The sequence below is a fragment of the uncultured Microbacterium sp. genome (assembly GCF_937927635.1).
Classification (GTDB): domain Bacteria; phylum Actinomycetota; class Actinomycetes; order Actinomycetales; family Microbacteriaceae; genus Microbacterium.
The window spans coordinates 140,085-163,138 of record NZ_CALBRW010000018.1; the positions used below are offsets into that span (position 1 = coordinate 140,085).

25 protein-coding genes, 1 tRNA gene and 1 pseudogene are annotated in these 23,054 nt (G+C 69.4%); 13 read left to right on the plus strand and 14 right to left on the minus strand.

Features of this window, described 5'->3' with window-relative positions:
• Positions 1–13: 13 nt before the first annotated feature.
• Entirely contained in the window at positions 14–757 is a 744-nt protein-coding gene (locus tag Q0568_RS09085; protein ID WP_298865595.1) for a phosphoglyceromutase, read from the minus strand.
• A 158-nt stretch (positions 758–915) separates the two neighbouring features.
• On the opposite strand from Q0568_RS09085, the gene Q0568_RS09090 reads away from it, so the two are divergent.
• A complete protein-coding gene (locus Q0568_RS09090; RefSeq protein WP_298865597.1) occupies positions 916–1,737 on the plus strand; it encodes a bifunctional 2-polyprenyl-6-hydroxyphenol methylase/3-demethylubiquinol 3-O-methyltransferase UbiG in 822 nt (273 codons plus the stop codon).
• A gap of 153 nt (positions 1,738–1,890) precedes the next feature.
• On the opposite strand, the gene Q0568_RS09095 is transcribed toward Q0568_RS09090, so the two are convergent.
• The 3 genes from Q0568_RS09095 to Q0568_RS09105 all read right to left on the minus strand — a co-directional run bounded on the left by Q0568_RS09095 (position 1,891) and on the right by Q0568_RS09105 (position 4,091).
• Positions 1,891–2,985, minus strand: coding sequence for a folate-binding protein (locus Q0568_RS09095; RefSeq protein ID WP_298865599.1), 1,095 nt, complete (start codon positions 2,983–2,985; stop codon positions 1,891–1,893).
• Between the two features lies 1 nt (position 2,986).
• Positions 2,987–3,595 (minus strand): FABP family protein, encoded by a 609-nt coding sequence (locus Q0568_RS09100; RefSeq protein WP_298865601.1) that lies wholly within the window; start codon positions 3,593–3,595, stop codon positions 2,987–2,989.
• A gap of 202 nt (positions 3,596–3,797) precedes the next feature.
• Positions 3,798–4,091: a hypothetical protein gene (locus Q0568_RS09105; RefSeq protein ID WP_298865603.1), complete on the minus strand. Its 294-nt coding sequence runs from the start codon at positions 4,089–4,091 to the stop codon at positions 3,798–3,800.
• 71 nt (positions 4,092–4,162) lie between these two features.
• Between Q0568_RS09105 and Q0568_RS09110 the strand changes: the two genes are divergently transcribed.
• From Q0568_RS09110 to Q0568_RS09145, 8 genes are all read left to right on the plus strand, one after another.
• Positions 4,163–4,840, plus strand: a complete 678-nt coding sequence (locus Q0568_RS09110) for a response regulator transcription factor (protein ID WP_298865605.1) — start codon at positions 4,163–4,165, stop codon at positions 4,838–4,840.
• A gap of 40 nt (positions 4,841–4,880) precedes the next feature.
• On the plus strand, positions 4,881–7,043 hold the full coding sequence (locus Q0568_RS09115) for an RNA degradosome polyphosphate kinase (RefSeq protein ID WP_298865607.1): 2,163 nt from the start codon (positions 4,881–4,883) through the stop codon (positions 7,041–7,043).
• Positions 7,040–7,978: an NUDIX hydrolase gene (locus Q0568_RS09120; protein WP_298865609.1), complete on the plus strand. Its 939-nt coding sequence runs from the start codon at positions 7,040–7,042 to the stop codon at positions 7,976–7,978. Before Q0568_RS09115 ends, Q0568_RS09120 begins: the two co-directional genes overlap by 4 nt.
• 129 nt (positions 7,979–8,107) lie before the next feature.
• A complete protein-coding gene (locus Q0568_RS09125; protein ID WP_298865611.1) occupies positions 8,108–9,217 on the plus strand; it encodes a phosphate ABC transporter substrate-binding protein PstS in 1,110 nt (369 codons plus the stop codon).
• A gap of 103 nt (positions 9,218–9,320) precedes the next feature.
• A complete protein-coding gene (pstC, locus tag Q0568_RS09130) occupies positions 9,321–10,256 on the plus strand; it encodes a phosphate ABC transporter permease subunit PstC (RefSeq protein WP_298865613.1) in 936 nt (311 codons plus the stop codon).
• A 1-nt stretch (position 10,257) separates the two neighbouring features.
• Positions 10,258–11,352, plus strand: a complete 1,095-nt coding sequence (pstA, locus tag Q0568_RS09135; protein WP_298865615.1) for a phosphate ABC transporter permease PstA — start codon at positions 10,258–10,260, stop codon at positions 11,350–11,352.
• 20 nt (positions 11,353–11,372) lie between these two features.
• Positions 11,373–12,152, plus strand: coding sequence for a phosphate ABC transporter ATP-binding protein PstB (pstB, locus tag Q0568_RS09140; protein WP_298865617.1), 780 nt, complete (start codon positions 11,373–11,375; stop codon positions 12,150–12,152).
• A 288-nt stretch (positions 12,153–12,440) separates the two neighbouring features.
• The gene (locus Q0568_RS09145; protein WP_298865619.1) at positions 12,441–13,313 is read left to right on the plus strand and encodes a type IV toxin-antitoxin system AbiEi family antitoxin domain-containing protein; all 873 of its coding nucleotides are present in this window, start codon (positions 12,441–12,443) and stop codon (positions 13,311–13,313) included.
• Between the two features lie 201 nt (positions 13,314–13,514).
• Here Q0568_RS09145 and Q0568_RS09150 read toward each other — a convergent pair whose 3' ends face one another.
• From Q0568_RS09150 to Q0568_RS09170, 5 genes are all read right to left on the minus strand, one after another.
• Positions 13,515–14,318 carry a hypothetical protein gene (locus Q0568_RS09150; RefSeq protein WP_298865621.1) on the minus strand — a complete coding sequence of 268 codons (804 nt, stop codon included), beginning with the start codon at positions 14,316–14,318 and terminating at the stop codon, positions 13,515–13,517.
• 70 nt (positions 14,319–14,388) lie between these two features.
• A complete protein-coding gene (locus tag Q0568_RS09155; protein WP_298865623.1) occupies positions 14,389–15,270 on the minus strand; it encodes an aminodeoxychorismate lyase in 882 nt (293 codons plus the stop codon).
• A gap of 170 nt (positions 15,271–15,440) precedes the next feature.
• A complete protein-coding gene (locus Q0568_RS09160; protein WP_298865625.1) occupies positions 15,441–16,070 on the minus strand; it encodes a DNA-directed RNA polymerase subunit beta in 630 nt (209 codons plus the stop codon).
• A 124-nt stretch (positions 16,071–16,194) separates the two neighbouring features.
• A tRNA-Lys gene (locus tag Q0568_RS09165) sits at positions 16,195–16,266 on the minus strand.
• Between the two features lie 31 nt (positions 16,267–16,297).
• The gene (locus Q0568_RS09170; RefSeq protein WP_298865627.1) at positions 16,298–16,813 is read right to left on the minus strand and encodes a hypothetical protein; all 516 of its coding nucleotides are present in this window, start codon (positions 16,811–16,813) and stop codon (positions 16,298–16,300) included.
• Positions 16,814–16,900: 87 nt separating this feature from the next.
• Between Q0568_RS09170 and Q0568_RS09175 the strand changes: the two genes are divergently transcribed.
• On the plus strand, positions 16,901–17,728 hold the full coding sequence (locus Q0568_RS09175) for a serine hydrolase (RefSeq protein ID WP_298865629.1): 828 nt from the start codon (positions 16,901–16,903) through the stop codon (positions 17,726–17,728).
• Positions 17,729–17,762: 34 nt separating this feature from the next.
• Here the strand turns inward: Q0568_RS09175 and Q0568_RS09180 are convergent.
• Positions 17,763–17,927, minus strand: a pseudogene (locus Q0568_RS09180) (CGNR zinc finger domain-containing protein); the annotation flags it as partial.
• A 3-nt stretch (positions 17,928–17,930) separates the two neighbouring features.
• Between Q0568_RS09180 and Q0568_RS09185 the strand changes: the two are divergent.
• Entirely contained in the window at positions 17,931–18,158 is a 228-nt protein-coding gene (locus tag Q0568_RS09185; protein ID WP_298865632.1) for a hypothetical protein, read from the plus strand.
• Here the strand turns inward: Q0568_RS09185 and Q0568_RS09190 are convergent.
• Genes Q0568_RS09190 through Q0568_RS09205 form a run of 4 tightly spaced genes read right to left on the minus strand, consistent with a single transcriptional unit; the run spans position 18,124 to position 20,715 of the window.
• Complete coding sequence (locus Q0568_RS09190; protein WP_298865634.1) at positions 18,124–18,903, minus strand: SDR family oxidoreductase; 780 nt, start codon at positions 18,901–18,903, stop codon at positions 18,124–18,126. The genes Q0568_RS09185 and Q0568_RS09190 overlap by 35 nt on opposite strands.
• A gap of 17 nt (positions 18,904–18,920) precedes the next feature.
• A complete protein-coding gene (locus Q0568_RS09195) occupies positions 18,921–19,574 on the minus strand; it encodes a YigZ family protein (RefSeq protein ID WP_298865636.1) in 654 nt (217 codons plus the stop codon).
• A 23-nt stretch (positions 19,575–19,597) separates the two neighbouring features.
• Positions 19,598–20,137, minus strand: coding sequence for a DUF1697 domain-containing protein (locus Q0568_RS09200; RefSeq protein ID WP_298865642.1), 540 nt, complete (start codon positions 20,135–20,137; stop codon positions 19,598–19,600).
• On the minus strand, positions 20,134–20,715 hold the full coding sequence (locus Q0568_RS09205) for an isochorismatase family protein (protein WP_298865643.1): 582 nt from the start codon (positions 20,713–20,715) through the stop codon (positions 20,134–20,136). Before Q0568_RS09205 ends, Q0568_RS09200 begins: the two co-directional genes overlap by 4 nt.
• A 450-nt stretch (positions 20,716–21,165) precedes the next feature.
• Between Q0568_RS09205 and Q0568_RS09210 the strand changes: the two genes are divergently transcribed.
• The gene (locus Q0568_RS09210; RefSeq protein WP_298865645.1) at positions 21,166–22,875 is read left to right on the plus strand and encodes a sodium:solute symporter family protein; all 1,710 of its coding nucleotides are present in this window, start codon (positions 21,166–21,168) and stop codon (positions 22,873–22,875) included.
• 19 nt (positions 22,876–22,894) lie between these two features.
• Complete coding sequence (locus Q0568_RS09215) at positions 22,895–23,032, plus strand: putative transporter small subunit (RefSeq protein WP_298865648.1); 138 nt, start codon at positions 22,895–22,897, stop codon at positions 23,030–23,032.
• Positions 23,033–23,054 lie beyond the last annotated feature (22 nt).

Genomic DNA, 23,054 nt, shown 5'->3' on the forward strand with positions numbered 1-23,054 from the left:
GGTGTCGGCGGGCTTACTTCTTGCCCTGCGCGGCGACGGCGGCGGCGCCGGCTGCAGCGGCCTCGGGGTCGAGGTAGCGGCCGGGGCCGGTGGGGACGTTGTTCTCGTCGAGCTCGTACACCAGCGGGATGCCGGTGGGGATGTTCAGGCTCGCGATGTCCTCGTCGCTGATGCCCTCGAGGTGCTTGACCAGGCCGCGCAGCGAGTTGCCGTGCGCGGTGACCAGCACCGTCTTGCCCGCCTCGAGGTCGGGGACGATCGCGGACTCCCAGTACGGCAGCAGACGGTCGATGACGAGCTTGAGCGACTCGGTGCGCGGGATCTCGCCGTCGATGCCGACATAACGCGGATCGTTCACCTGGCTGAATTCGCTGGCGTCGTCCAGCAGGGGCGGCGGCACGTCGAACGAGCGGCGCCACAGCATGAACTGCTCCTGGCCGAACTCCTCCAGCGTCTGCGCCTTGTCCTTGCCCTGGAGCGCGCCGTAGTGCCGTTCGTTCAGGCGCCAGGAGCGAGTCACCGGGATCCACAGCCGATCGGCCGCGTCCAGTGCGATGTTCGCGGTCTGAATCGCACGGCTGAGCACCGAGGTGTGCAGCACGTCGGGCAGGATGCCGGACTCGGCCAGCAGCTCGCCGCCGCGGCGCGCCTCGGCCTTGCCCTGCTCGGTCAGACGGACGTCGACCCAGCCCGTGAAGAGGTTGAGCTGGTTCCATTCGCTCTGGCCGTGGCGGAGCAGAATCAGGGTTCGAGTCATGAGTCTCAGCCTAGCTTTTCTGTTTTCGGGAGGCAGGTTTCGTGACTTGAGGGGCGGGCTGCGCGACCTTCCGGTGCGGTGACGCAGGTGGCGGGCTGCGCGTCCTGATGGGAGTGGGTAGTGGGGGGCGGGAGTGGGAGGTGGGGAAGAATGGAAGGATGAACGGACCGGTCGGGCAGCCCACGCGGGGGACGACGGGGACGAACCGACTGCGGCGGAACGACCGGTGGATCGCGGCATCCGAGGCGTTCCGGGCGGCATCCGATCCGCTCGTGATCGACCTGGGATTCGGCGCCAGCGGAGTCACCGCGTTCGAGCTCGCGCAACGGCTGCGGCAGAAGAGAGCGGATGCCGAGGTGATCGGCCTCGAGCTGGATCCGGCGCGCGTGGCTACGGCGCGGACGCAACTGGAGGATGTGCGGGCGGGACGCACGCCGTTCGCGGCCGACCTGCCGGTGTCTTTCGCCCGCGGAGGCTTCGAGGTGCCGCTGCCAGGCGGCCGCCGGCCGGCGATCATCCGCGCCATGAACGTGCTGCGGCAGTACGACGAGTCCGACGTCGCCGACGCGTGGAAGCGCGTGGCCTCGCGCCTCGCACCGGGAGGCCTGCTGATCGAGGGCACCTGCAACGAGATCGGACGCGTGGCCAGCTGGGTCGACGTGCGGCCCGGTGGCGTGCCCGTGCGATTCACCATCGCCCTGCGGCTGGCAGATCTCGAGCATCCGAGCATCGTCGCGGAGCGCCTGCCCAAGGCCCTCATCCACCGCAACGTCCCCGGCGAGCGCATCCACGACCTGCTCGTCGCGCTGGATCGGGAGTGGGAGCACGCGGCACCGCTCTCCACCTTCGGACCCGTGCAGCGCTGGCTGGGCATGGTCTCAGCGCTCAAGGCGCAGGGCGTGCCCGTGCAGGGCTCCAAGTCCCGTTGGCGCCTCGGCGAACTCACCGTCCCCTGGGAGACCGTGTCGCCGGCATCCTGACGTCCCGTGTGTCGAGTCACTGATGAACCGGGCGATGCTCGGTGTGTCGAGCCGGCGACACGCCGTACGACCGCGCGAGCGTCAGTGATCCGTCACCGGGCCGGCCCTTCGACAGGCTCAGGGACCCAGATGCGGAGGCCCGAGCCCAGGGGCTCAGTGCGAGTGGCGGGGGTCCTCCGCCACGGGGCGGCGGGACAGGCGCGTGAGGCGGGGGACGTCGGCGGTGGCGCCGGCATCCGCCGGGACGATCACCTGCTGAGCGGCCGAGATGTCCCCGCCCTCGGTGCGCACGATCAGGTCGCCGACGGGCGCACGGCGCGACAGGATCGCCAGCGCGATCGGGCCGTCCTCGTAGTGCATGGCCACCGAGGTCACATGACCGACCTCGGCATCGCCCGCGAACACCAGGTCGCCTGCGACGGGCAGGATGACATCGCTGCCGTCCAGCGACAGCGCGGCCAGGCGGCGCGGCGGATGCCCGAGATTGTGCACCTTCGCGATGGTCTCCTGCCCGCGGTAGCACCCCTTGTTCAGGTGCACGGCGGTGCGGATCCAGTCGGATTCGTGCGGGATGCTGCGCTCATCCACCTCGTGCGACCAGCGCGGCCGCCAGGCGGCGACGCGCAGCGCCTCGGCGGCGAGCGCACCGGCGAACGGCCCGGTCACTCGCGAGGCGTCGTCGAGCACCGCGATGCTCCAGGCGTAGTCCGCGGCGGGATGCCCGTCGGAGAGCGAGTACTGATGCCCGCCGGGCTGGATCTCGCGCCACGGGTCGCGCCAGATGAGCGGCACGCCGTGCGGAGCGGATGCCGTGACGCGGCCCTCCGCATCGCCGCCGGCGAAGAACCCGACCAGACGCGCGTCCTCGTGCACGGTGACGACGACGCGTGAGCGGAAGACCATGCGCTTCAGCCAGCTCACCAGCTGCTCGGCATCCCCGGCATCCGCGATGAGCCACACGGACGCACCGTCCTCGAGCACCCCTGCGGCGTGCTCGACGTGACCCTGGGGATCGAGGATCAGCAGTTCGGTGCTCTCCCCCGCCCGCAGCCGCGTGAGCGCCTGCGAGGTGAATGAGTTCAGCCAGGTCAGCCGGTCCTCGCCCGCGACCTCGATGAGCACGCGGTCGCCGAGCGGCGCGAGCGCCGTGCCCGAGACCAGGGCGCGCTGCTCGACGAGCGGGTTGCCGAAGTGCATGAAGAGGTCGCCGTCGCGGATGCCGCCGGGAAGAGAGCCGAAGGAGGTCATCTCAGACCCTCGCCAGACGCGCGGAGGCATGCGACTTCAGCTTCTCGCCGAGCGCGGTGATGTCCCAGGCCCACAGCAGATGCCCGTCCACCAGGCCGTACATGCGGCTGGCGGCGCTGTACTGCCGGTGCGCAGCACCGGCAGGGCGCACCACGGCATCCGTCGCGATGTCGATGCGCGGGCCGGCGATGCGACCCAGGTACAGCTCGAGCGTGCCGTCGGAGTGGGCGACCGACACCTCGATCGGGAAGCCGTCGTCGGTGCGCAGCGCCTCGACATCATCCACCGTGCGCGCCGGGCCCGCGGCCACCGGAGGCAGCAGCGCGGGGCCGGGGTCGGCATCCGTGTGCGGGCGCGCGAGCCGCCAGAAGCCGGTCTCCGCCAGCAGCTGCACCGGCTCGTCCGCGCCCTCCTCGCCGAGGAAGGATGCCGTGGCGGCGTAGTTCAGAAACGGGCCGCCGTCATGGCTGAAGCTCACGCGGTGCGAGAACTCGCCCTGGAAGCGCTGCTCGCCCGCGGCGTACTCGATGACACCGGTGCCCTCCCAGACCCCGATCAGCCACGACAGGGGCGCGAGGTCGGCGGGAAGATCGGTCGGGAGGTCGATCACGACAGCGGTCTGATCAGCGCTGGCCGCGGAACAGGTTGACGAGCACGACGCCGGCGACGAAGGCGATCGCAAGGCTCGCCAGTCCCAGCAGACCGAGGAAGAAGAATTCGAGCGCGACGGGATCCATGCACCCCACTCTAGTCGGTCACGGCACAGGATGCTCGCGCCGCACAGACCGGCGGCCTTCGTCGGCGACGGGGGCTCAGACCGCCGCGGCCAGGGCCGACAGGCCGAACACGCCCGAGACGAGTCCCATCACGATCAGCGCGCCGACGACGCTCCCCGCCACTCGGACGATGAAGCCCTGCGCCCGGCCGTAGGCCAGCTGCACGGCGAACGCCAGCAGCAGCACGAACCCGAACGCGATCAGGAGCCAGGTCATCCGCTCGCCCTCGGGCAGCACGATCCCCAGCGCGACGGCCACGACCAGCGACACGATCCACACGGCGATCACGCCGTGGAACGCGTTGCGCGGTGCGAGGGCCGGTTCCGACATGCCCCCATCGTACTGATCCCGTCCGGTGACTCGAAGTGAGACGCCTGGGAGCCGCGAAGTAAGCTCGACCCGTGGCCCAGCTGCTCGCGCTCAGCTCCGCACCAGACGCGGAGGCGATGCTGCCCGCGCTCGGACTGCTCGCCCACGGCATCCGCCGGCATCCGTCCGACCCCGGCCACCTGATGGCGCTGCCCGATGCCGACGTCATCCTCGTCGACGCGAGAGCCGACCTGATCGCCGCCCGCGCTGCCTGCCGGCTGCTGCGCACCGCGGCCGTCGAGGCGCCGGTGCTGCTGGTGGTCACCGAGGGCGGCCTCAGCGCGGTGTCCGCCGACTGGGGCTTCGACGACGTGATCCTCGCCGGCGCCGGACCCGCCGAGATCGACGCGCGCCTGCGGCTGGCGCTGGCACGGGCAGCGGATGCCGAGCCCGCCCGCGTGCAGGCATCCGGGATCACCATCGACGAGCAGTCCTACTCGGCCAAGCTGCACGGACGCCCGCTGGATCTGACGTACAAGGAGTTCCAGCTGCTGCACTTCCTGGCGACGCACCCGTCCCGGGTGTTCACCCGCGAGCAGCTGCTGAGCGATGTCTGGGGGTACGACTACTTCGGGGGCACCCGCACGGTCGACGTGCACGTGCGACGACTGCGCGCCAAGCTCGGAGACGCGGAGCAGATCATCGGCACCGTGCGCAACGTGGGCTACCGGTTCAATCTTCACGACGAGGACCACCGGCAGGACGACTGAGTGCACCCGTCGGCAACCTGCGGGTGCAAAGATGTACCCCATGATGGACACCGATCTTGCCGACGCCGGGCTCGGCGATGCCGAGGACGATGACTTCGACGCGCACGAGGTGCCGGATGCCGATCTGCCCGACCACCGCTACCACGACCGCGAGCTGAGCTGGCTGGCGTTCAACCAGCGCGTGCTGGAGCTGGCTGAGGATCCATCGCTGCCGGAGCTGGAGCGGGCCAACTTCCTGGCCATCTTCGCCAGCAACCTCGACGAGTTCTTCATGGTGCGCGTAGCGGGCCTCAAGCGCCGCATCCTCACCGGCCTCGCCGTGCCCACCAACGTCGGGCGGGCGCCGACCGACGTGCTCTCCGACATCTCCGCCGAGGCGCACGCGCTGCAGCTGCGCCATGCGGATGCCTGGACGAACCAGGTCAAGCCCGCACTGTCGGATGCCGGGATCGAGATCACCGAGTGGGAGGATCTGACCGACCCCGAACGCGATGCCCTCGGCGAGTACTTCCAGGCGCAGGTGTTCCCCGTGCTCATGCCGCTGGCCGTCGATCCTGCCCATCCGTTCCCGTACATCTCGGGCCTGTCGCTGAACCTCGCCATCCGCATCCGCAACGCCCGCACCGGACGGCAGGACTTCGCGCGCCTGAAGGTGCCGCCCATGCTGCCGCGCTTCGTGGAGGTGCCGGGTCGGGGCGAGATCCTGCGCTTCATCCGGCTCGAGGAGCTCATCGCCAACCACCTCGACGACCTGTTCCCCGGCATGGAGGTGCTCGATCATCACGCCTTCCGCCTCACCCGCAACGAGGACGTGGAGATCGAGGAGGACGAGTCCGAGAATCTCATCCAGGCGCTGGAGGCCGAACTGCTGCGCCGCCGGTTCGGCCCGCCGATCCGGCTGGAGATCACCGACGACATGGACGACGTGACGCTCGAGCTGCTGATCAAGGAGCTCGACATCACCGACCAGGAGGTCTACCGGCTCCCCGGCCCCCTGGACCTGCGCGGGCTGTTCGACCTGGCCCGCGTCGACCGGCCCGACCTGCGCTACCCGCCGCACCTGCCCACCACCGCGGTGGCGTTCCAGCCCGGCGACAGCAACGAGCGCGCCGACGTGTTCAAGTCGATCGGCCGCGCGGACGTGCTGGTGCACCACCCCTATGAGTCGTTCGCGACCAGCGTGCAGGCGTTCCTGGATCAGGCCGCCCGCGACCCGCACGTGCTGGCCATCAAGCTCACGCTCTACCGCACCTCGGGCGACAGCCCCATCGTGCAGGCCCTCATCGACGCCGCCGAGGCGGGCAAGCAGGTGCTGGCGCTCGTGGAGGTGAAGGCGCGGTTCGACGAGGCGAACAACATCGTGTGGGCGCGCAAGCTCGAGAAGGCCGGCGTGCACGTGGTGTACGGCCTGGTCGGGCTGAAGACGCACTGCAAGCTGGCGCTGGTCATCCGCGAGGAGGACGGCGTGCTGCGCAGCTACTCGCACGTGGGCACCGGCAACTACAACCCGAAGACCAGCCGCATCTACGAGGACTTCGGTCTGTTCACCGCCGACCCGCAGGTGGGCAGGGATCTCACCCGCCTGTTCAACGAGCTCAGCGGCTACGCCATCGAGAAGAAGTTCAAGCGCCTGCTGGTGGCGCCCAGGTACCTGCGCAAGGGGCTGCTGCGGCTCATCGAGCAGGAGCGCCGCAACGCCGTGGAGGGCAGGCCCGCCCGGGTGCGCATCAAGGTCAACTCGATGGTCGACGAGCAGATCATCGATGCGCTGTACCGCGCGAGCATGGCGGGCGTGAAGGTGGAGGTGTGGGTGCGCGGCATCTGCAGCCTGCGCGGCGACCTGCCCGGCGTCAGCGACAACATCACGGTGCGCAGCATCCTGGGCCGCTACCTGGAGCACTCCCGCATCTTCGCCTTCGACAACGACGGCGACCCGATCGTGTACATCGGCAGCGCCGACATGATGCATCGCAACCTGGACCGTCGCGTCGAGGCGCTGGTGCGGCTCTCGTCGCCGGACCACATCGAGGAGCTGCATGCGCTGTTCGACCTGGCCATGGATCCGGGCACGAACTCGTGGCACCTCACCGGGAACGGCGTCTGGGAGCGGAATGCGGATGCCGACGGCGAGCCGCTCATCGACCTGCAGGACCGCACGATGACAGCCGTGCAGAGCCGCCGACGCAAGCGCACGGTCCGATGAGCGACACTGCGGTCTTCGCAGCCGGCGCCGTGGTGTGGCGCATCGTCGAGGACAAGCTGCGCATCCTGCTGATCCACCGCACCAAGTACCGCGACGTCACCCTGCCCAAGGGCAAGGTCGACCCCGGCGAGATGCTCGCGCAGACCGCCGTGCGCGAGGTGCACGAGGAGACCGGCATCAAGGTGCACCTGGGCGTGCCGGTGGGCGTGAGCAGGTACTGGATGCGTCCCAAGCGGCAGAAGGTCGTGCACTACTGGGCGGCGGAGGCGACGGATGCCGCCATCCGGGCATCCAGCTTCGTGCCCAACGGCGAGATCTCCGGCGTCGAATGGGTGAGCCTGAAGAAGGCCCGCTCTCACCTGAGTTACCCCGTCGACGTGGAGATCCTCGACAACTTCGCCCGCCTGGTCGAGGACGGCGTGCTGCGCACCTTCCCGCTGATCGCGCTGCGGCACGGCAAGGCCGTCGGCCGCTCGGACTGGGAGGGCTCGGATGCCACCCGCCCGCTCACCGATCGCGGCCACCGCCAGGCATCCGCCATCGTCGCGCCGCTGCGCGCGTTCGGGGTGAAGCGCATCGTCTCCAGCGACGCCGTGCGCTGTCTGCAGACCGTGGCTCCGCTGGAGCGCAAGCTCAGGCATCCGGCCAAGGTCACCGCGAAGATCAGCCAGGACGCCTGGGAGGACGGCACCGGCGACATCCGCGCGGTCGTGGGCCACCGCGTGCGCGCACGCAAGCCCGCCGTGCTGTGCAGCCACGGCCCCGTGCTGCCCGGCATCCTCTCCGAGCTGGCGCTGGCCACCGGCACCATGCACGGCTCCTATGTCGACAGCGCCAGCAGCCTGGAGGTCGCCGGCTTCTCGGTGGTGCACCTGTCGGCCACCAATCCCGGATCCGGGATCATCTCGATCGAGACGCACACGCCCAAGGTCTGAGGCGTCGACGGTCGCGACCTGTTCACCTTCCGTTCACCTGAGAGCGAGAGTCCCGTTAACCGCGACTCTTAGCGTCACTGTGTGCCCTGCACCGGGCAAGACACAGACCCTCGATCGAACGGATCCACAGTGAAGATCTCCCGCATCGCTCGTATCGGCGCCATCGGCGTCATCTCCGCCATCGCTCTCGCGGGCTGCGCCGCGAACGAGACCAGCTCCCCCGCGGGCTCCGACCAGCCGTCCGCCGGCCCCGAGCTGAGCGGCAACCTCATCGGCGGAGGCGCCACCTCTCAGGAGGTCGCGATCGCCGCCTGGACCAAGGCCTTCCAGGGCGCCAACTCCGGCGTGACCGTCGACTACGACCCGCAGGGCTCCGGCGCCGGCCGCGAGTCCTTCGCCGCCGGCGGCTTCGCCTTCGCCGGCTCCGACCGCGCGTTCAAGACCGACGAGCTCAGCTCGATGACCTTCAAGACCTGCGCCGCCGACTCCCCCATCATCGAGATCCCCGCCTACATCTCGCCGATCGCGATCATCTTCAACCTCGACGGCGTCGACAAGCTGAACCTGGACGCCGACACCCTGGCGGGCATCTTCGCCGGCACCATCACGAACTGGAACGACGCGAAGATCGCCGCGACCAATGAGGGCGTGAAGCTCCCCGACCTGGCGATCAACCCGGTGCACCGCGCCGACAAGTCCGGCACCACCGGCAACTTCACCGACTACCTGTCCGCTGCGGCAGGCTCGGTGTGGACGCACGGCTCCGTGGAGGAGTGGCCTGTCCAGTCCGGTGAGGCCGCACAGGGCACCTCCGGCGTCGTCCAGGCCGTCGAGGGCGGCAAGGGCACCATCGGCTACGCCGACGCATCGCGCGCGGGGAAGCTCGGCACCGTCTCGGTGAAGGTCGGCGACAAGTTCGTGCCGTACTCCCCCGAGGCCGCCGCGGCCATCGTGGAGCACTCGCCGCTGGAGACGCGAGACGGCAAGGGCGACCTGGCCGTCGCGCTCGACCGCACCAGCACGAAGGACGGCGTGTACCCGGTCGTCCTGGTCAGCTACCTGATCGGCTGCGAGACCTACGCCGACCCGGCGCAGGCGGCGCTCGTGAAGGGCTTCTTCAACGAGGCCATCAGCCCCGAGGGCCAGAAGGCCGCCGCCGAGGCCGCGGGCAGCGCGCCGATCTCGGACAGCATCCGCACCAAGGCTCAGGCCGCGATCGACCTGATCGTCACGAAGTGACCTCCCGGCGGGTCGACGGTGCGATTGCGCCGTCGACCCGCCGTCCGCTCGTCGCACACCACCCGCACGGCATCACCATCCAGAAGAGCGAGGACACCGCCAGATGACCACCACCGCCGCCGCGCCGGCAGCTGCGAAGCAGCGTCCGGGCGATCGCTGGTTCTCCGGGGCCGCGCTCTCCGCGGGCACGATGATCCTGGTGACGCTCGCTGCCGTCGCCGTCTTCCTCATCGTCCAGTCCATCCCCGGCATCACGGCGACCGGTCAGGACGCGTCGATCCTCGAGACCGGCTTCTGGGCGTACGTCGGGCCGCTGGCCTTCGGCACCGTGTGGGCCGCCGCGATCGCGCTGCTGATCGCGATCCCGCTGTCCATCGCCGTGGCGCTGTTCATCTCGCACTACTCACCGCGCAGGCTCGCCCAGGGCCTCGGCTACATCGTCGACCTGCTGGCCGCCGTCCCCTCGGTGGTGTTCGGCATCTGGGGCATCGCCGTGCTGGCGCCGGCCGCCCTGCCGGTCTACACCTGGATGACCCAGCACCTGAACTGGATCCCGCTGTTCGACGGGAACCCGTCCGGCCGCAACATCCTCACCGCCGCGATCGTGCTGGCCGTGATGGTGCTGCCGATCATCACCGCCATCTGCCGCGAGATCTTCCTGCAGACCCCGCCGCTGCACGAGGAGGCCGCCCTCGCCCTCGGCGCCACGCGCTGGGAGATGATCCGCATGGCCGTCCTGCCCTTCGCCCGCGGCGGCATCGTCTCCGCCGCAATGCTGGGCTTGGGACGCGCGCTCGGCGAGACCATGGCAGTGGCCATGGTGCTCTCCGCCTCCGGCGGCGTGACCTGGCGCCTGCTGACCGCGCAGAACCCGAACACGATCCCCGCGAACATCGCGCAGACCTTCCCCGAGGCGTACGGGCTGAACATCAACGTGCTCATCGCCACCGGCCTCATCCTCTTCGTCGTCACATTCGCCGTGAACGCGCTCGCCCGCTGGATCGTCAGCCGGCGCAAGGAATTCTCGGGAGCCAACTGACATGACCATCATCGAGAACGCTCCCGCTCCGACGCGACAGGCACCTGCCGCCGTCAACATCACCAGCGGCCACCTGCCCCGCTGGTTCCCGTGGGCGCTGCTGGGCGCCTCTGTCGCCGCGTCGTCCGCCGTGTTCGGCGTGATCGCAGCCGGCGGAGGCGGGTTCGACGTCACGGGTGCCGTCATCACCGGCGTCCTGCTCTTCCTCGTGCTGATCGGCGTGATCTCGACCGTCGTCGAGGGACGCCGCAAGGCCACCGACCGCGTCGTGACGGCCCTGGTGACGATCGCCTTCGGCATCGCCATGGTCCCGCTGATCTCAGTGGCCTGGACGGCCCTGCAGAACGGCATCGCCGGCCTGAACGCCGAGTTCTTCTCCAGCTCCATGCGCAACGTGGTCGGCGAGGGCGGCGGTGCACTGCACGCCATCATGGGCACCGTGCTGATCACGCTGGCCGCCGCCGTGATCAGCATCCCGATCGGCCTGCTGACCTCGATCTACCTCGTCGAGTACGGCCGGGGGAAGCTGGCCCAGGGCATCACTTTCCTGGTGGACGTGATGACCGGCATCCCGTCCATCGTCGCCGGACTGTTCATCTACGCCCTGTTCGCGCTGCTGGTCGGCCCGGGCGTGCGAATGGGACTGATGGGCGCCCTGTCGCTGGCCGTGCTGATGATCCCCGTGGTCGTGCGCTCCAGCGAGGAGATGCTGCGGCTGGTGCCCAACGAGCTGCGCGAGGCCTCGTACGCGCTGGGCGTGCCGAAGTGGCTGACCATCCTGAAGGTGGTGCTCCCGACCTCCATGGCGGGTATCGTGACCGGCGTGACGCTGGCCATCGCACGCGTGATCGGCGAGACCGCACCGCTGCTGGTCACCGCCGGATTCACGGCATCCATGAACTACAGCCTGACCGACGGGCGGATGATGTCCCTGCCGGTCTTCGTGTACACGCAGTACATGAACCAGGGCATCCCCGCCGAGGCGTACGTCAACCGCGCCTGGGCCGCCGCGCTCGTCCTCATCCTGATCGTCATGGTCCTCAATCTCCTCGCGCGATTCGTCGCAGCCCGCTTCTCCCCGGCCAAGAGCCGCTGAGCATCACCCGAAGGAACATCGTGTCCAAGAGCATCGAAGTCAACGACCTCAACGTCTACTACGGCGACTTCCTCGCCGTCGAGGGCGTCTCCCTCGACATCCAGCCCCGCAGCGTGACGGCCTTCATCGGCCCGTCGGGATGCGGCAAATCCACCTTCCTGCGCACGCTGAACCGCATGCACGAGGTCATCCCCGGCGCGCGCGTGGAGGGCGAGGTGCTGCTGGACGGCAACGACCTGTACGCCACCGGGGTGGACCCGGTGCTGGTGCGCCGGCAGGTGGGCATGGTGTTCCAGCGCCCCAACCCGTTCCCGACCATGTCCATCAAGGAGAACGTGCTGGCGGGCGTGAAGCTCAACAACAAGCGCATGTCGCGGTCGGACGAGGACGCCCTGGTGGAGCGCTCGCTGATCGGCGCGAACCTGTGGAACGAGGTCAAGGACCGCCTCGACAAGCCCGGCTCCGGCCTGTCCGGCGGCCAGCAGCAGCGCCTGTGCATCGCCCGCGCGATCGCCGTCTCCCCCGATGTGATCCTGATGGACGAGCCGTGCTCGGCACTGGATCCGATCTCGACGTTCGCGATCGAGGAGCTGATCCAGGAACTGAAGAACGACTACACGGTCGTCATCGTCACGCACAACATGCAGCAGGCATCGCGCGTCTCGGACAAGACGGCGTTCTTCAACATCGCCGGAACCGGCAAGCCCGGCAAGCTCATCGAGTTCGACGACACCGCGACCATCTTCACCAGCCCGTCCGTGCAGGCCACCGAGGACTACGTCTCCGGCCGCTTCGGGTGAGTACAGCATCCGGTGCGCGTCCCCGGCACCCCGTTCCCGGCATCCGTCCCGGGATCCGTTCCCGGCATCCGGTGCCAGTGATCCGACCCGGCATCCGGTGCCCGTGACGAATCACTGATGCCGCCTGCGCACCACGGCGTGTCGACCCGCGACACGCCGCACGGTGCCGGTGCTCGTCAGTGATCCGTCACGCCGCACTTCTGTCCACATTGGCAGGTCTGACGAAGTTGTCCACGGATGCCAGGATTCTGGCCTGTCGACGTCACCCAGGGCCCGCATGCTCGAGGCATGACATTCCGCACGGCCGCATCCGCGCTCATCGCTGCGGGGCGCATCGCCCGCACGTCAGCACTGCGCGCGCGAGGCGTGACGGCACGGGAGATCGCCCGCGCACTCGCAGCCGGGGAGGTCGTGCAGGTGCGCCGCGGCGTGTACGCGACGTCGGATGCCGACGCCGTCACCCTTCATGCGGCCCGCCACGGCGGTGCCGTCGCATGCACCGAGGCGGGACGGATGCGGGGACTGTGGATGCTGGACGACGTGGACGGCCCGCACATCTGGCACGGGCACGCCGGCAACCCGCGCACCTGCGGAGATCCGGACTGCCCTGCGGTGCCGCACTGGGATGAGGGGACTGCCGAGATCGGCGCGCTGCCACCACTGCGCAATATCCTGCTGCAGATCGCTGTGTGCGCCGGAGAGGAGACGTTCTTCGCCGCGCTGGAGTCGGGGCTGCGGCAGTCGATGGTGACGCTCGCTGATCTGCGCTGGCTGGAACAGCGGCTGCCGGGCGAGCTGCGCTGGCTGCTGGGCTTCGCCCGTTCCGACGCGGACAGCGGACTGGAGTCCTTGATCAGGCTGCGCCTGCACCGACTCGGCATAGAGGTGCGCACGCAGGTGCTCATCGACGGCGTCGGCGAGGTGGACTTCGTCATCGGCGACTGGCTGATCGTCGAGGCGGACGGCATGCAGAACCATGACGACCGCGTGGCGGGTCCGGACGGGCCGTCGCCGCGCCACAAGGATCTGCAGCGGGATGCCCGCGCCGCAGCCCTCGGGTACGAGACGCTGCGCTTCGACTACGCGATGATCATCCATCACTGGGAGGTCGTCGAGGCGGCGATCCTCGCGAGGGTCGCCGCCGGCGCGCACCGGGCGTGAGCGCGCCCCCTCTTGCGCCCCGACACCCCCGGCCCCGGGCATCCGCACGCGTCACGTATCACTGATGCCCACCGGCACGACCGGCGTGTCCCGGCACGACACGCCGCACCGAGCCAGTGCTCGTCTGTGATCCGTCACGCCCGGGCAGCACGAGGCCCCCGTGACGACCGAGTCGTCCGGGGGCCCAGGTGCCAGAACGGGTCAGAGGCCGGCGGGGGCCTTGTCCGTGATCTGGTCGGCGGAGGGGGCGGTCACCTCGGCCGCCGAGCCCCACTGGCTGAAGTCCATGGTCATCGCCGTGCCGGCCATGTTCATGACCATGCGGCGCGGGAGGTCGTCCGGCCCCGCGTACAGCTCGTAGGTCACGGTGTCGCCGAGCTGCTTGAGCGCCTCGGCGGGGACCTCGGTGGCGGAGGATGCCAGCATCTTCTTCGTGTCGAGGGTCAGCGTGTACTTCGTGGTCTTGACGCCGTCGATGGTGTCGGCGCCCTCGTCGGCCTTGAAGTCCTTCAGCGCGGCCTTGAACACCTCGAGCTGCTTGCCGAGGTCGGCCTGGGAGAGCGACTGGTCCAGCTGTGCGAAGATCGGGTTGCTGCCGTCCTTGGGCGCCTTGAAGAACTTGTTCTCGGTCAGCTGGCCGAGGTTCATGTAGACCTCGCCGTCGACGATGCGGATCTCCATGCCTCTGGGCATGCTCATCGACATCCGCATCTTGGCGGCGTCCTTGTTCAGGACCATGTCGCCGCTGGTCTCGAGCTTCTGCCCGGAGACCTCGGTGGACTGCGTGAAGTGCGCCGAACCCGCCTTGTACTGGGCGTCGTTCATGCGCTGGGTGAAGTCATCCGCGGTCATGACACCCGACGCCTTGGGCGCCTGCTCAGTCTGACTCTGAGTGCTCTTCGTCGTGGTGCTGCCGTTGTCCCCCGTGCTGCAGGCGGTCATGCCGAAGCCTGCGACAAGAGCGATGGTCGTGGTCGCGAGTGCGCGTTTCCAGAGAGTGCTCATAGGAGAATCCTAAGCGGCGCGCAGGAGCGACCCGTGCCGCGGACATGGGCAGGACTGCCCATCCTCGACGTCAGCGCGGCGAGAGCAGGAAGGCGTTCAGTTCGTCGGTCAGAGCAGGATCGGATGCCAGCGGTGCGCCGTCCACGGCGGTGATCGCCACGGCCAGGCGCACGCTGGAGACCAACCAGGCGGCATCCGCCGTCGCCAGATCGGATGACGTGAGCGTGGCGTATCCGGTGCGCAGACCGCGCGATTCCAGGTGCTCGAAGACGCTCAGCTGGGTGGTGCCGTGCAGGATTCCGCCGGAGGGCGCGGGTGTGAGGAACTCGTCACCCCGCCGGATGATGAGCGATGCCGTCGGTGCCTCCAGCACGAAGCCGTCGCGCGTGACGAACACGGCGTCGTCGGCCCCGCGGCGGTGCGCCTCGCGCAGAGCCGCCATGTTGACGGCGTAGGACAGGGTCTTCGCACCCAGCAGCAGCCAGGGCGCCCGCTCGGAGGCTCCCAGGTCGTAGCCGCGGTCGAGGGTGACCACGCGTACGCCGCTGCGCCGCACGGCGCTGTGGTCGGGGGCGGGCGATGCCATCGCCCAGGCCGTGGGCGCCGGTCCGTGCTCCACGCCGCGGCTGAGGATGAGCTTGACCACGCCCTCCCCCTCGGGGATGCGCGCGGCGGCCGCAGCGACGGCCTGCCGCCACTGCACGAGGTTCGGCTCGGGGAGGTCACACAACTGCGCGGAGTGCGCCAGACGCTGCACGTGCGCCTCGACCTCGTTGGGGTGCCCGTCGGCCACGCCGATCGACTCGAAGACCCCGTCACCGCGCTGCGAGCTGAATTCGCCCACGCTCAGTGCGGGGGCCTGCACGTCCACCTCGGTGAAGGTTCCGGAGTAGTCCTCGCGAGGATCGGAGACATCGGCGGGCACGATCATCAGGGCGAAGCGCTGGGCCATGTCCACAGCTTAGGACGGGAGGGAATACTGTCGCGCGAGCCTTGTTACACTTGATCGGCCGGGCCGCATAACCCCGGGCTCCAACTTCTGCCGCTTCGAGCGGCCTTCCGCCGAGAGGCGTTCTTGCGGCCCGGTCTTTCTCTGTCCGGATTCTGCTGCCGAGATCGGACTCAGTTCAGCGTGCCGCGCCGCCAGGACGATGCGGATGCCGACAGATCGTCGGCGTAGCCGTCCAGTCGCAGCGCACGGCGGGTGAGTTCGCTGGCCCGGTCGGGTTCGGTGGGCTCGTAGTCGTCGGCGGTGTGCGTGGCGCCCGAGGCCTGCACGCGGCAGTAGGCGGCCGCGCGGTCGAGCGCGACGGAGAAGTCGCCGTGGAACACCCCGCGCAGGATGGTGTCGACCAGTGCCGCCAGCTCCTCGGGGCTGGCGGGGGTCGGAGCGCCGGCGATCACGGCATCCGCCGACCGCAGTTCGACGCGGCCGCGCTCGTACAGCAGCGCCGTCATCGCGGCGTCGCTGCGGATGGCGATCTGCAGCAGGTACAGCCGCCACAGCGCACCCGGCAGCGAGCGCGCGGGCGCCTGCGACCACAGCTCGGCGATCTCGTCGATGCCGTGCTCGGCGGTGAACGCGACCAGCCGCTCGGTCACCTCGCCGGATTCGTCACGGCGGGCGCGCTCCAGCAGAGCGGATGCCGTGGCATGCGCCACCCGTGAGCGCTCGGCGGGATCAGCTGCTCCGACGAGGTTGTCGAAGGCTGCGGTGGGCCGCCGGACGGGGCGTCTGAACTGCTCTGGCACTCGATCCAGGGTACGCGAGCCCTGCTGGCATCGGCGTGCGTATGCGCAGAGCGGATGTCGGTGACCGGGCGTATCGTGCTTTCAGCGCCGTCGACAGGAGGCAACGACATGGAGCCCGATGATGTGCCCCCGGGGAATTCCGACATCCCGACCCACCGGTTAAAAGCCGGTTGCTCTGCCTCTGAGCTACGGGGGCCGGCACCGCAGCTGAAGCGGTGCGGCACCTGTCAGAAGTCTAAACCACGCTCCGAATTCAACCGGAAGCGCTCCCGCACCCTGCGCGCGAGCACCAGCTGCACGATCCACTCGGTCACCAGCCACAGCCAGCCGCCGACCCACAGCAGGGCGAGCGGCGTGAGCACCGCCATCGACGCCGACTCACCGGCCGCGGTGGAGCTCGTGCCCATCAGCTCGGTGAACACCGACCCGTACCGCCCGTCGTCTCCGCCGTCGACGAGGAAGAACGCCGTGGCCACGACGGCGACAGACGTCAGCCAGGCGGCGATGACCGGGCGCCGACCCGCCGACCCCGTCCGCAGCACCCCGCGCTCCCGCAGCAGTCCGTTCGCGGCGACGACGATCTGGGTCGCGTAGCCGATCAGGAGGATCGGACTGTAGTAGATCATCACCACCAGCATCCAGCCGGGATACGCGATGGTCTTGACCGCCACCGCGACAAGCGGGAGGAGGATCAGGGCGAGGCCCGCGAGGATCGCGGATGCGCGCGGGATGCTCGTGGTCATGCGCCGATCATGTCAGAGTCCGCGCTGTCGGACACTGCCCACCTCCGGTGTGGGAGGATGCCAGCGGCTCGACACTGCGGAGGAATCATGACGACCCTGGACGACGCGCTCACCGCCATCGACGGCTGGCCCGTGGACAACGCGGCCGCGGCGGTCGTCTCGGCCGACGGCAGGGCGCTGGCATCCCGCGGCGACATCACCCGCCCGTACTGGCTGGCGTCGGTCACCAAGCCTCTCACCGCCTACGCGACCCTGGTCGCCGTAGAGGAGGGCGTCTTCGACCTGGACACCCCGGCAGGTCCGGAGGGCTCCACTGTGCGCCATCTGCTCTCGCACGCCTCCGGGTTGGACGCGAGCGACGACACCGTGCGCGCGGCTCCTGGCACCCGGCGCATCTACTCCAACCGCGGGTTCGAGGTGCTGGCCGACGCCGTGGCCGAGCACTCCGGGATCCCGTTCGCGGAGTACCTCGATGAGGCCGTCTTCCAGCCGCTGGGCATGGCCTCCTCGGCGCTGCAGGGCTCCGCGGCAGCGGCGGGCGTGTCCACCGTGGCGGATCTGTCGCGCTTCGCGGCCGAGCTGCAGCATCCGACCCTGATCGCTCCGCAGACCCTCGCCGAAGCGACCGTCGTCGCGTTCCCCGGAATCTACGGCGTGCTGCCGGGCTACGGCATCCAGCGCCCGAACGACTGGGGGCTGGGCTTCGAGCTGCGCGACCACAAGTCGCCGCACTGGACCTCGACTGCCAACTCGCCCGCGACGTTCGGGCACTTCGGGCAGAGCGGCACGTTCCTGTGGGTGGACCCGCAGGCAGGCGTCGCCTGCATCGCCCTGACCGACCGCGATTTCGGCCCCTGGGCGATCGAGGCGTGGCCGCCGCTGTCGGATGCCGTGCTGGCCGCGCTGCGCGCCTGACGACGCCGTACCCGCACCACGGCCCCGTCGGAGGTCAGGCTGTACGGGCGCGATACCGGCGCACGGCGTCGCGATTGGCGCAGCGCACCGAGCAGTACCGCTGACGCCCGTTGCGGGTGACGTCGGCGAACACGCTGCGGCAGGGCTCGGCCGCGCAGCGGGCCAGGCGGTGCATGCCGCGCTCGGTGAGATGCAGAGAGGCATGACCGCACCGGACACCCTGCCGATCAGCATCCGCCCGCTCCCGCTCGTGCATGAGCACGCCTGGATCACCGAGTCCGCGCATCGCACCTCCGATGGCGTGATCGTCTACGTGCGCTGCGCGGACTGCGGCACCCGACGTGTGGACTTCCGCCCGATCGGCGGCATGCCGCCGATGCCGCAGAGTCAGGAGATCACAGGATGCCGGGGTACGCGCCGCCATCGATGAGCAGACTCTGCCCGGTGATGTAGCCGGCGTGCTGCGAACACAGGAACGCGCAGGCGGCACCGAACTCGTCGGGATCTCCGAACCTGCCGGCGGGGATGCGCGATGCCCCCTCGATCGCGACGGTCTCCTCCGGCACGCCCCGGCCCTCCGCCTCGCGCGCGTGCAGTGAGCGCAGACGATCCGTGGCGAAGTAACCGGGCATCATGAAGTTGATCGTGACGTTGGCGTGCGCCACGTCCCGGGCGACGCCGGCGAGGAATCCCGTCAGTCCCGCGCGGGCGCCGCTGGAGAGATCCAGCCCCGCGATGGGCATCTTCACCGAGAACGACGTGATGTTCACGATGCGGCCGAACCTGCGCTCGATCATCCCGTCGATCACGCGCTGGATCAGCTCGATGGGCGTGGCCATGTTGGCCGTGACGCCCTTCAGCAGCGCCTCCCGATCCACCTCGCGGAAGTCGCGGAACGGCGGACCCCCGTTGTTGTTCACGAGGATGTCGACCTCACCCGCCGCGGCGACCAGCGCCTGCTGCACGGCCGGTTCGGCGACGTCTCCCGCGACCGCCTGCACGTCGGCGTCGGTCTCACGGCGCAGGCGCTCCGCGGCCTCCGCCAGTGCCCGCTCGTCGCGGCCGTTGATGACCACGGACGCCCCCGCCGCCGCCAGCTGCGCAGCGCAGGCATAGCCGAGTCCGGCGCTGGATGCCGTGACGATGGCACGCCTTCCCTGAAGTCCGAGATCCATGTGATTCCTCTCCGAGATCAGCGTGGCACATCCACCACGCGGGTGGTGCCGGTGGCGGATGCTGCGACAGCACCACCCGACGCGGATGCCACCTCCGCGCCCAGTGCCTCGACGGCGTCCTGCGGGCTCCACACCTCGAACACCGCCTGCTGCGCGTATCGCGTCTCGCCCAGCACCGCGTGGTGGCGTGCAGCCCAGTCCCGCAGCAGGTTGTCGAAGCGTCCGGCGTCGGAGTGCGGCACGGCCAGGGTGATCTGCGCCAGCATCCGCCGGTCGACGAGGGATGCCGCATCCAGCGCCTCGGCGACGGCCGACGAGTACGCGCGCACGAGTCCCCCGGCGCCCAGCTTGATGCCCCCGAAGTACCTGGTGACGACCGCGACGACGTCGGTGAGCTCCCGGCGGCGCAGCACCTCGAGCATGGGGGTGCCGGCAGTGCCGGACGGCTCACCGTCATCGGACGAGCGCGCACGGTCTCCGAGGACGCCGGTGACCTGCGCGCTGCAGTTGTGCCGGGCATCCCAGTGCTGCTTCTTCACCGCAGCGATGACCTCGTCGGCCTGCTCGGGCGAGGCCACCGGGGCGACGTGTGCGAGGAAGCGCGACTTGCGGATCACCAGTTCGTGATCCACGGCCGCCGCGATCGTGGCGGGGTACGAGCGGTCGGGCACGCACCCAGCGTACGGGAGGGCTGTCAGGCGGTGAGCTCTGCGAGCTTGCGCAGGGTCAGCAGGTTGCGGGCGGTGCCCGCCACGCCGAGGGCGCGATCCAGTACGGGCCTGGTGAGCGTGGTGCCGGCCACCCCGCCCGTGCCGTAGTCGATCCACAGGTCGCGCCCGCGCACCGCGATGTGCTCCCCCGGCTGCAGCCGCTCGCGCAACACGCGCTCGGCGCCGACGGACGGCTCGGACTCCAGGAACATCACGTGCAGCATCTTGTCGGCCACGGCATCCTGTAACGGATTCTCCGCGAGAGCGGCGACGAGCTCCTCGTGCGTGCGGGCGATCACCGGGGTGTCCACCGCGAAGTCCTCGTGGATCAGGCCGCGCACCTGTGCGCGGGCCTCGTCGAGTTCACCGCCCACGCTGCAGATCACGTTGCCGCTGGCGATGTAGGTGCTGATGTCCTCCAGATCCGTGCGTGCGGCCAGCAGATCGCGCAGCTCGGCCATGGGCACGCGGTTGCGCCCGCTGACGTTCACGGCTCGCAGCAGCAGTGCGCAGCGGACGCTCATGCCTCGCTCGAAAGCGCCAGCTCCGCACCGGCGTGCGCGAGCTCTGCCAATGCCGCCTGACTGGACTCCTCGCCGACGCCAGCGACCAGGTCGGTCAGGATCCGCACGTGCACGCCGTGTGCGACGGCATCCAGCGCCGAGGCCCGCACGCAGTGATCGGTGGCGATCCCCACGACGTCGGCATCCGTCACGCCGTGCGCGGCGAGGACGTCGCCGACGGTCTCGCCCTGCTCCGTGTTGCCCTCGAACATCGAGTAGGCGGGAACGCCCTGCCCCTTGCGCACGTGGTGGGTGACGGCATCCGTCACCAGCAGCGGATCGTAGGCCGCGCCGTCGGTGCCTGCCACGCAGTGCACCGGCCAGGTGTCGACGTAGTCGGGATCCGAGGAGAAGTGCCCGCCGTTGTCGCCGTCGGCGTCGTGCCAGTCGCGGGAGGCGATGATGGCGGCGTAGTCCCCCGCATGCTCCGCGAGGAATGCGCTGACGCCGGAAGCCACGGCGTCCCCTCCCGTGACGGCAAGTGCGCCGCCCTCGGTGAAGTCGTTCTGCACGTCGACGATGAGGAGTGCTCTGCTCATCCCCCGAGCGTACGCGGATGCCGCCGCCACGGCATCCGCTGTTCTCGTGCGTTTGACAAGTCCCGATCAGATGTTACTTTTGAAAGGCGGGCCGGATGCGCTCGCCGCGCTGCTGCTGAGAGCGAGCGCCCGCAGGAGTCTCGGACTCCGCCCGTCGGCGCGCCACGACTGCGCCTGGCCGTGAGCAGTGCAGGTCCCCTCCGGCTCGCACGGACGACTCCGCGTCGTCCGCGCACGCGCGCGCCATCCCGCGGCGAGGATCGGTGACTGCACGCGTGCCCGCTGACGAAAGGCACCGAATGCCGGCCTGCGTGAACAGACGCACCGTGACTCCCACCTCCGACACCCTCTTCCGCTCCGGCCCGCTCAAGGCCACGCTCCCCACCCGCTAGCACTCTCTCGCTCCCCCGATGACCGGCGCCCGCCGCGCCGACGAGAAGAGAGAGACACATGGAAAATCTGTACACCCTCGCTGGACCCGTCGTGGTCCTGCTCATGCTGCTGTTCTTCGGCGGCAGCCTGTACATGTCGCTGCGCATCCGCAAGCGCACCGAGAATGCCGACGGCTACATGACCGGCGGCGGCAGGATCGGATTCGGCATCTCCGCCGCATCCATGACCGCCACCTGGATCTGGGCGGCATCGATGTACGCCTCAGCCACCTCCGGCTACACCTACGGCATCTCCGGCCCCATCCACTACGGACTGTGGGGAGCGCTGATGATCCTGCTCATCTATCCCTTCGGCAGGCGCATCCGCCAGGTGGCGCCGCGGGCGCACACCATCGCCGAGGTGATGTTCGCCCGACACGGCCGCTCCAGCCAGCTCATGCTGGCCGGGTCCAACGTGCTCGGCAGCCTGATCAGCCTGACGTCCAACCTCATCGCCGGCGGCGCGCTGATCTCGATGCTCTCGCCGTTCACGTTCAGTCAGGGCATCCTCGCGATCGGCGCCGGCGTGCTGCTGTACACGCTGTGGTCGGGATTCCGCGCATCGGTGCTCACCGACTTCGCCCAGGTGGTGGCCATGCTGGGAGCGGTGATCGTGATCATCCCCGTGGTGTTCTTCGCCGCGGGCGGACCCGGCCTGTTCGAGACCGGCGCGCAGCACGTCACCCCGCAGCAGGCCGACTTCTTCTCCTCCGACGCGTTCTTCAACCAGGGCGCACCGTACATCGCCGCCGTGCTCGCCTACGCGATCGGGAACCAGACCATCGCGCAGCGACTGTTCGCCGTGCGCGAGGATCTCATCAAGAAGACGTTCATCACCGCGACCTTCGGATACGGCGCCACGATCATCGGGATCGGGATGCTGGGCGTGATCGCCCTGTACGCCGGGATCACCCCCGCGGGCGGCGACGTCAACAACCTCATCCCGCAGATGGCTGCGACCTATCTGTCCCCGCTGCTGCTGTGCGTGTTCTTCGTGATGATCATCGGCTCACTGTCCTCGACAGCGGATGCCGACCTGACCGCGCTCTCATCGATCATGATGGCCGACATCTACGGGCAGAACATCGCCGGCAAGAAGAAGGCCGACCCGCGCACCATGGTGCTCGTCGGCCGCATCACGATGGTCGTCGCCATGGTCGCGGGGCTCTTCTTCGCCGGCTCGCAGCTGAACATCCTCGATCTGCTGGTGTTCGTGGGGGCGCTGTGGGGCGCGCTGGTGTTCCCCGTGATCGCGAGCTTCTACTGGAACCGCGTGACCAACCTGGCGTTCTCCGTCTCCGTCGTCGTGGCACTGGCCGCGTTCCTGCCGGTGCGATTCGAGTGGGTGGAGCTCGACGGCCCGATCGGGATCGTCTCGGATGTGCTCTCCACGGTGGGCATCGGCGTGGTGCTGGGGCTGATGGCGTTCGGCTTCTTCGGCCGACGCACGGCCCTGATCGTCGGTGTCGTCGCCACCGTCGCGGCTGCGCCCTTCTCGATCGGATTCCTGCACACGTACCCCGTGCTGTCGGGATCGCTGGTCGCGTACGCCGTGTCGACGATCGTGTGCGTGGCGCTCACCCTGCCCAGCAGGAAACCCGACTTCGATTTCGATCTCATCAAGGTGCGCACCGGCGACTTCGATCGCGCGTCCGAGCACGAGGCGATTCCGGAGTCCGGCACCTCCCTGGTGGCCGTGGCGGATGACGCCGAGACCCCCACTCGCTGATTCGAAGAAGGAGACCCAGATGGAACTCTCGACCCTCATCCTCACCGCCTACGTGCTGGTGTGGCCGCTCATCGTGGCCGGCACGCTCGCCGTGATCGTGCGCGCGTTCACCAAGGAGGCCCGCGAGGCCAAGTCCGAGAACCGCAGCATCATCTGATCGGGCGCCGCGCCTGACATCA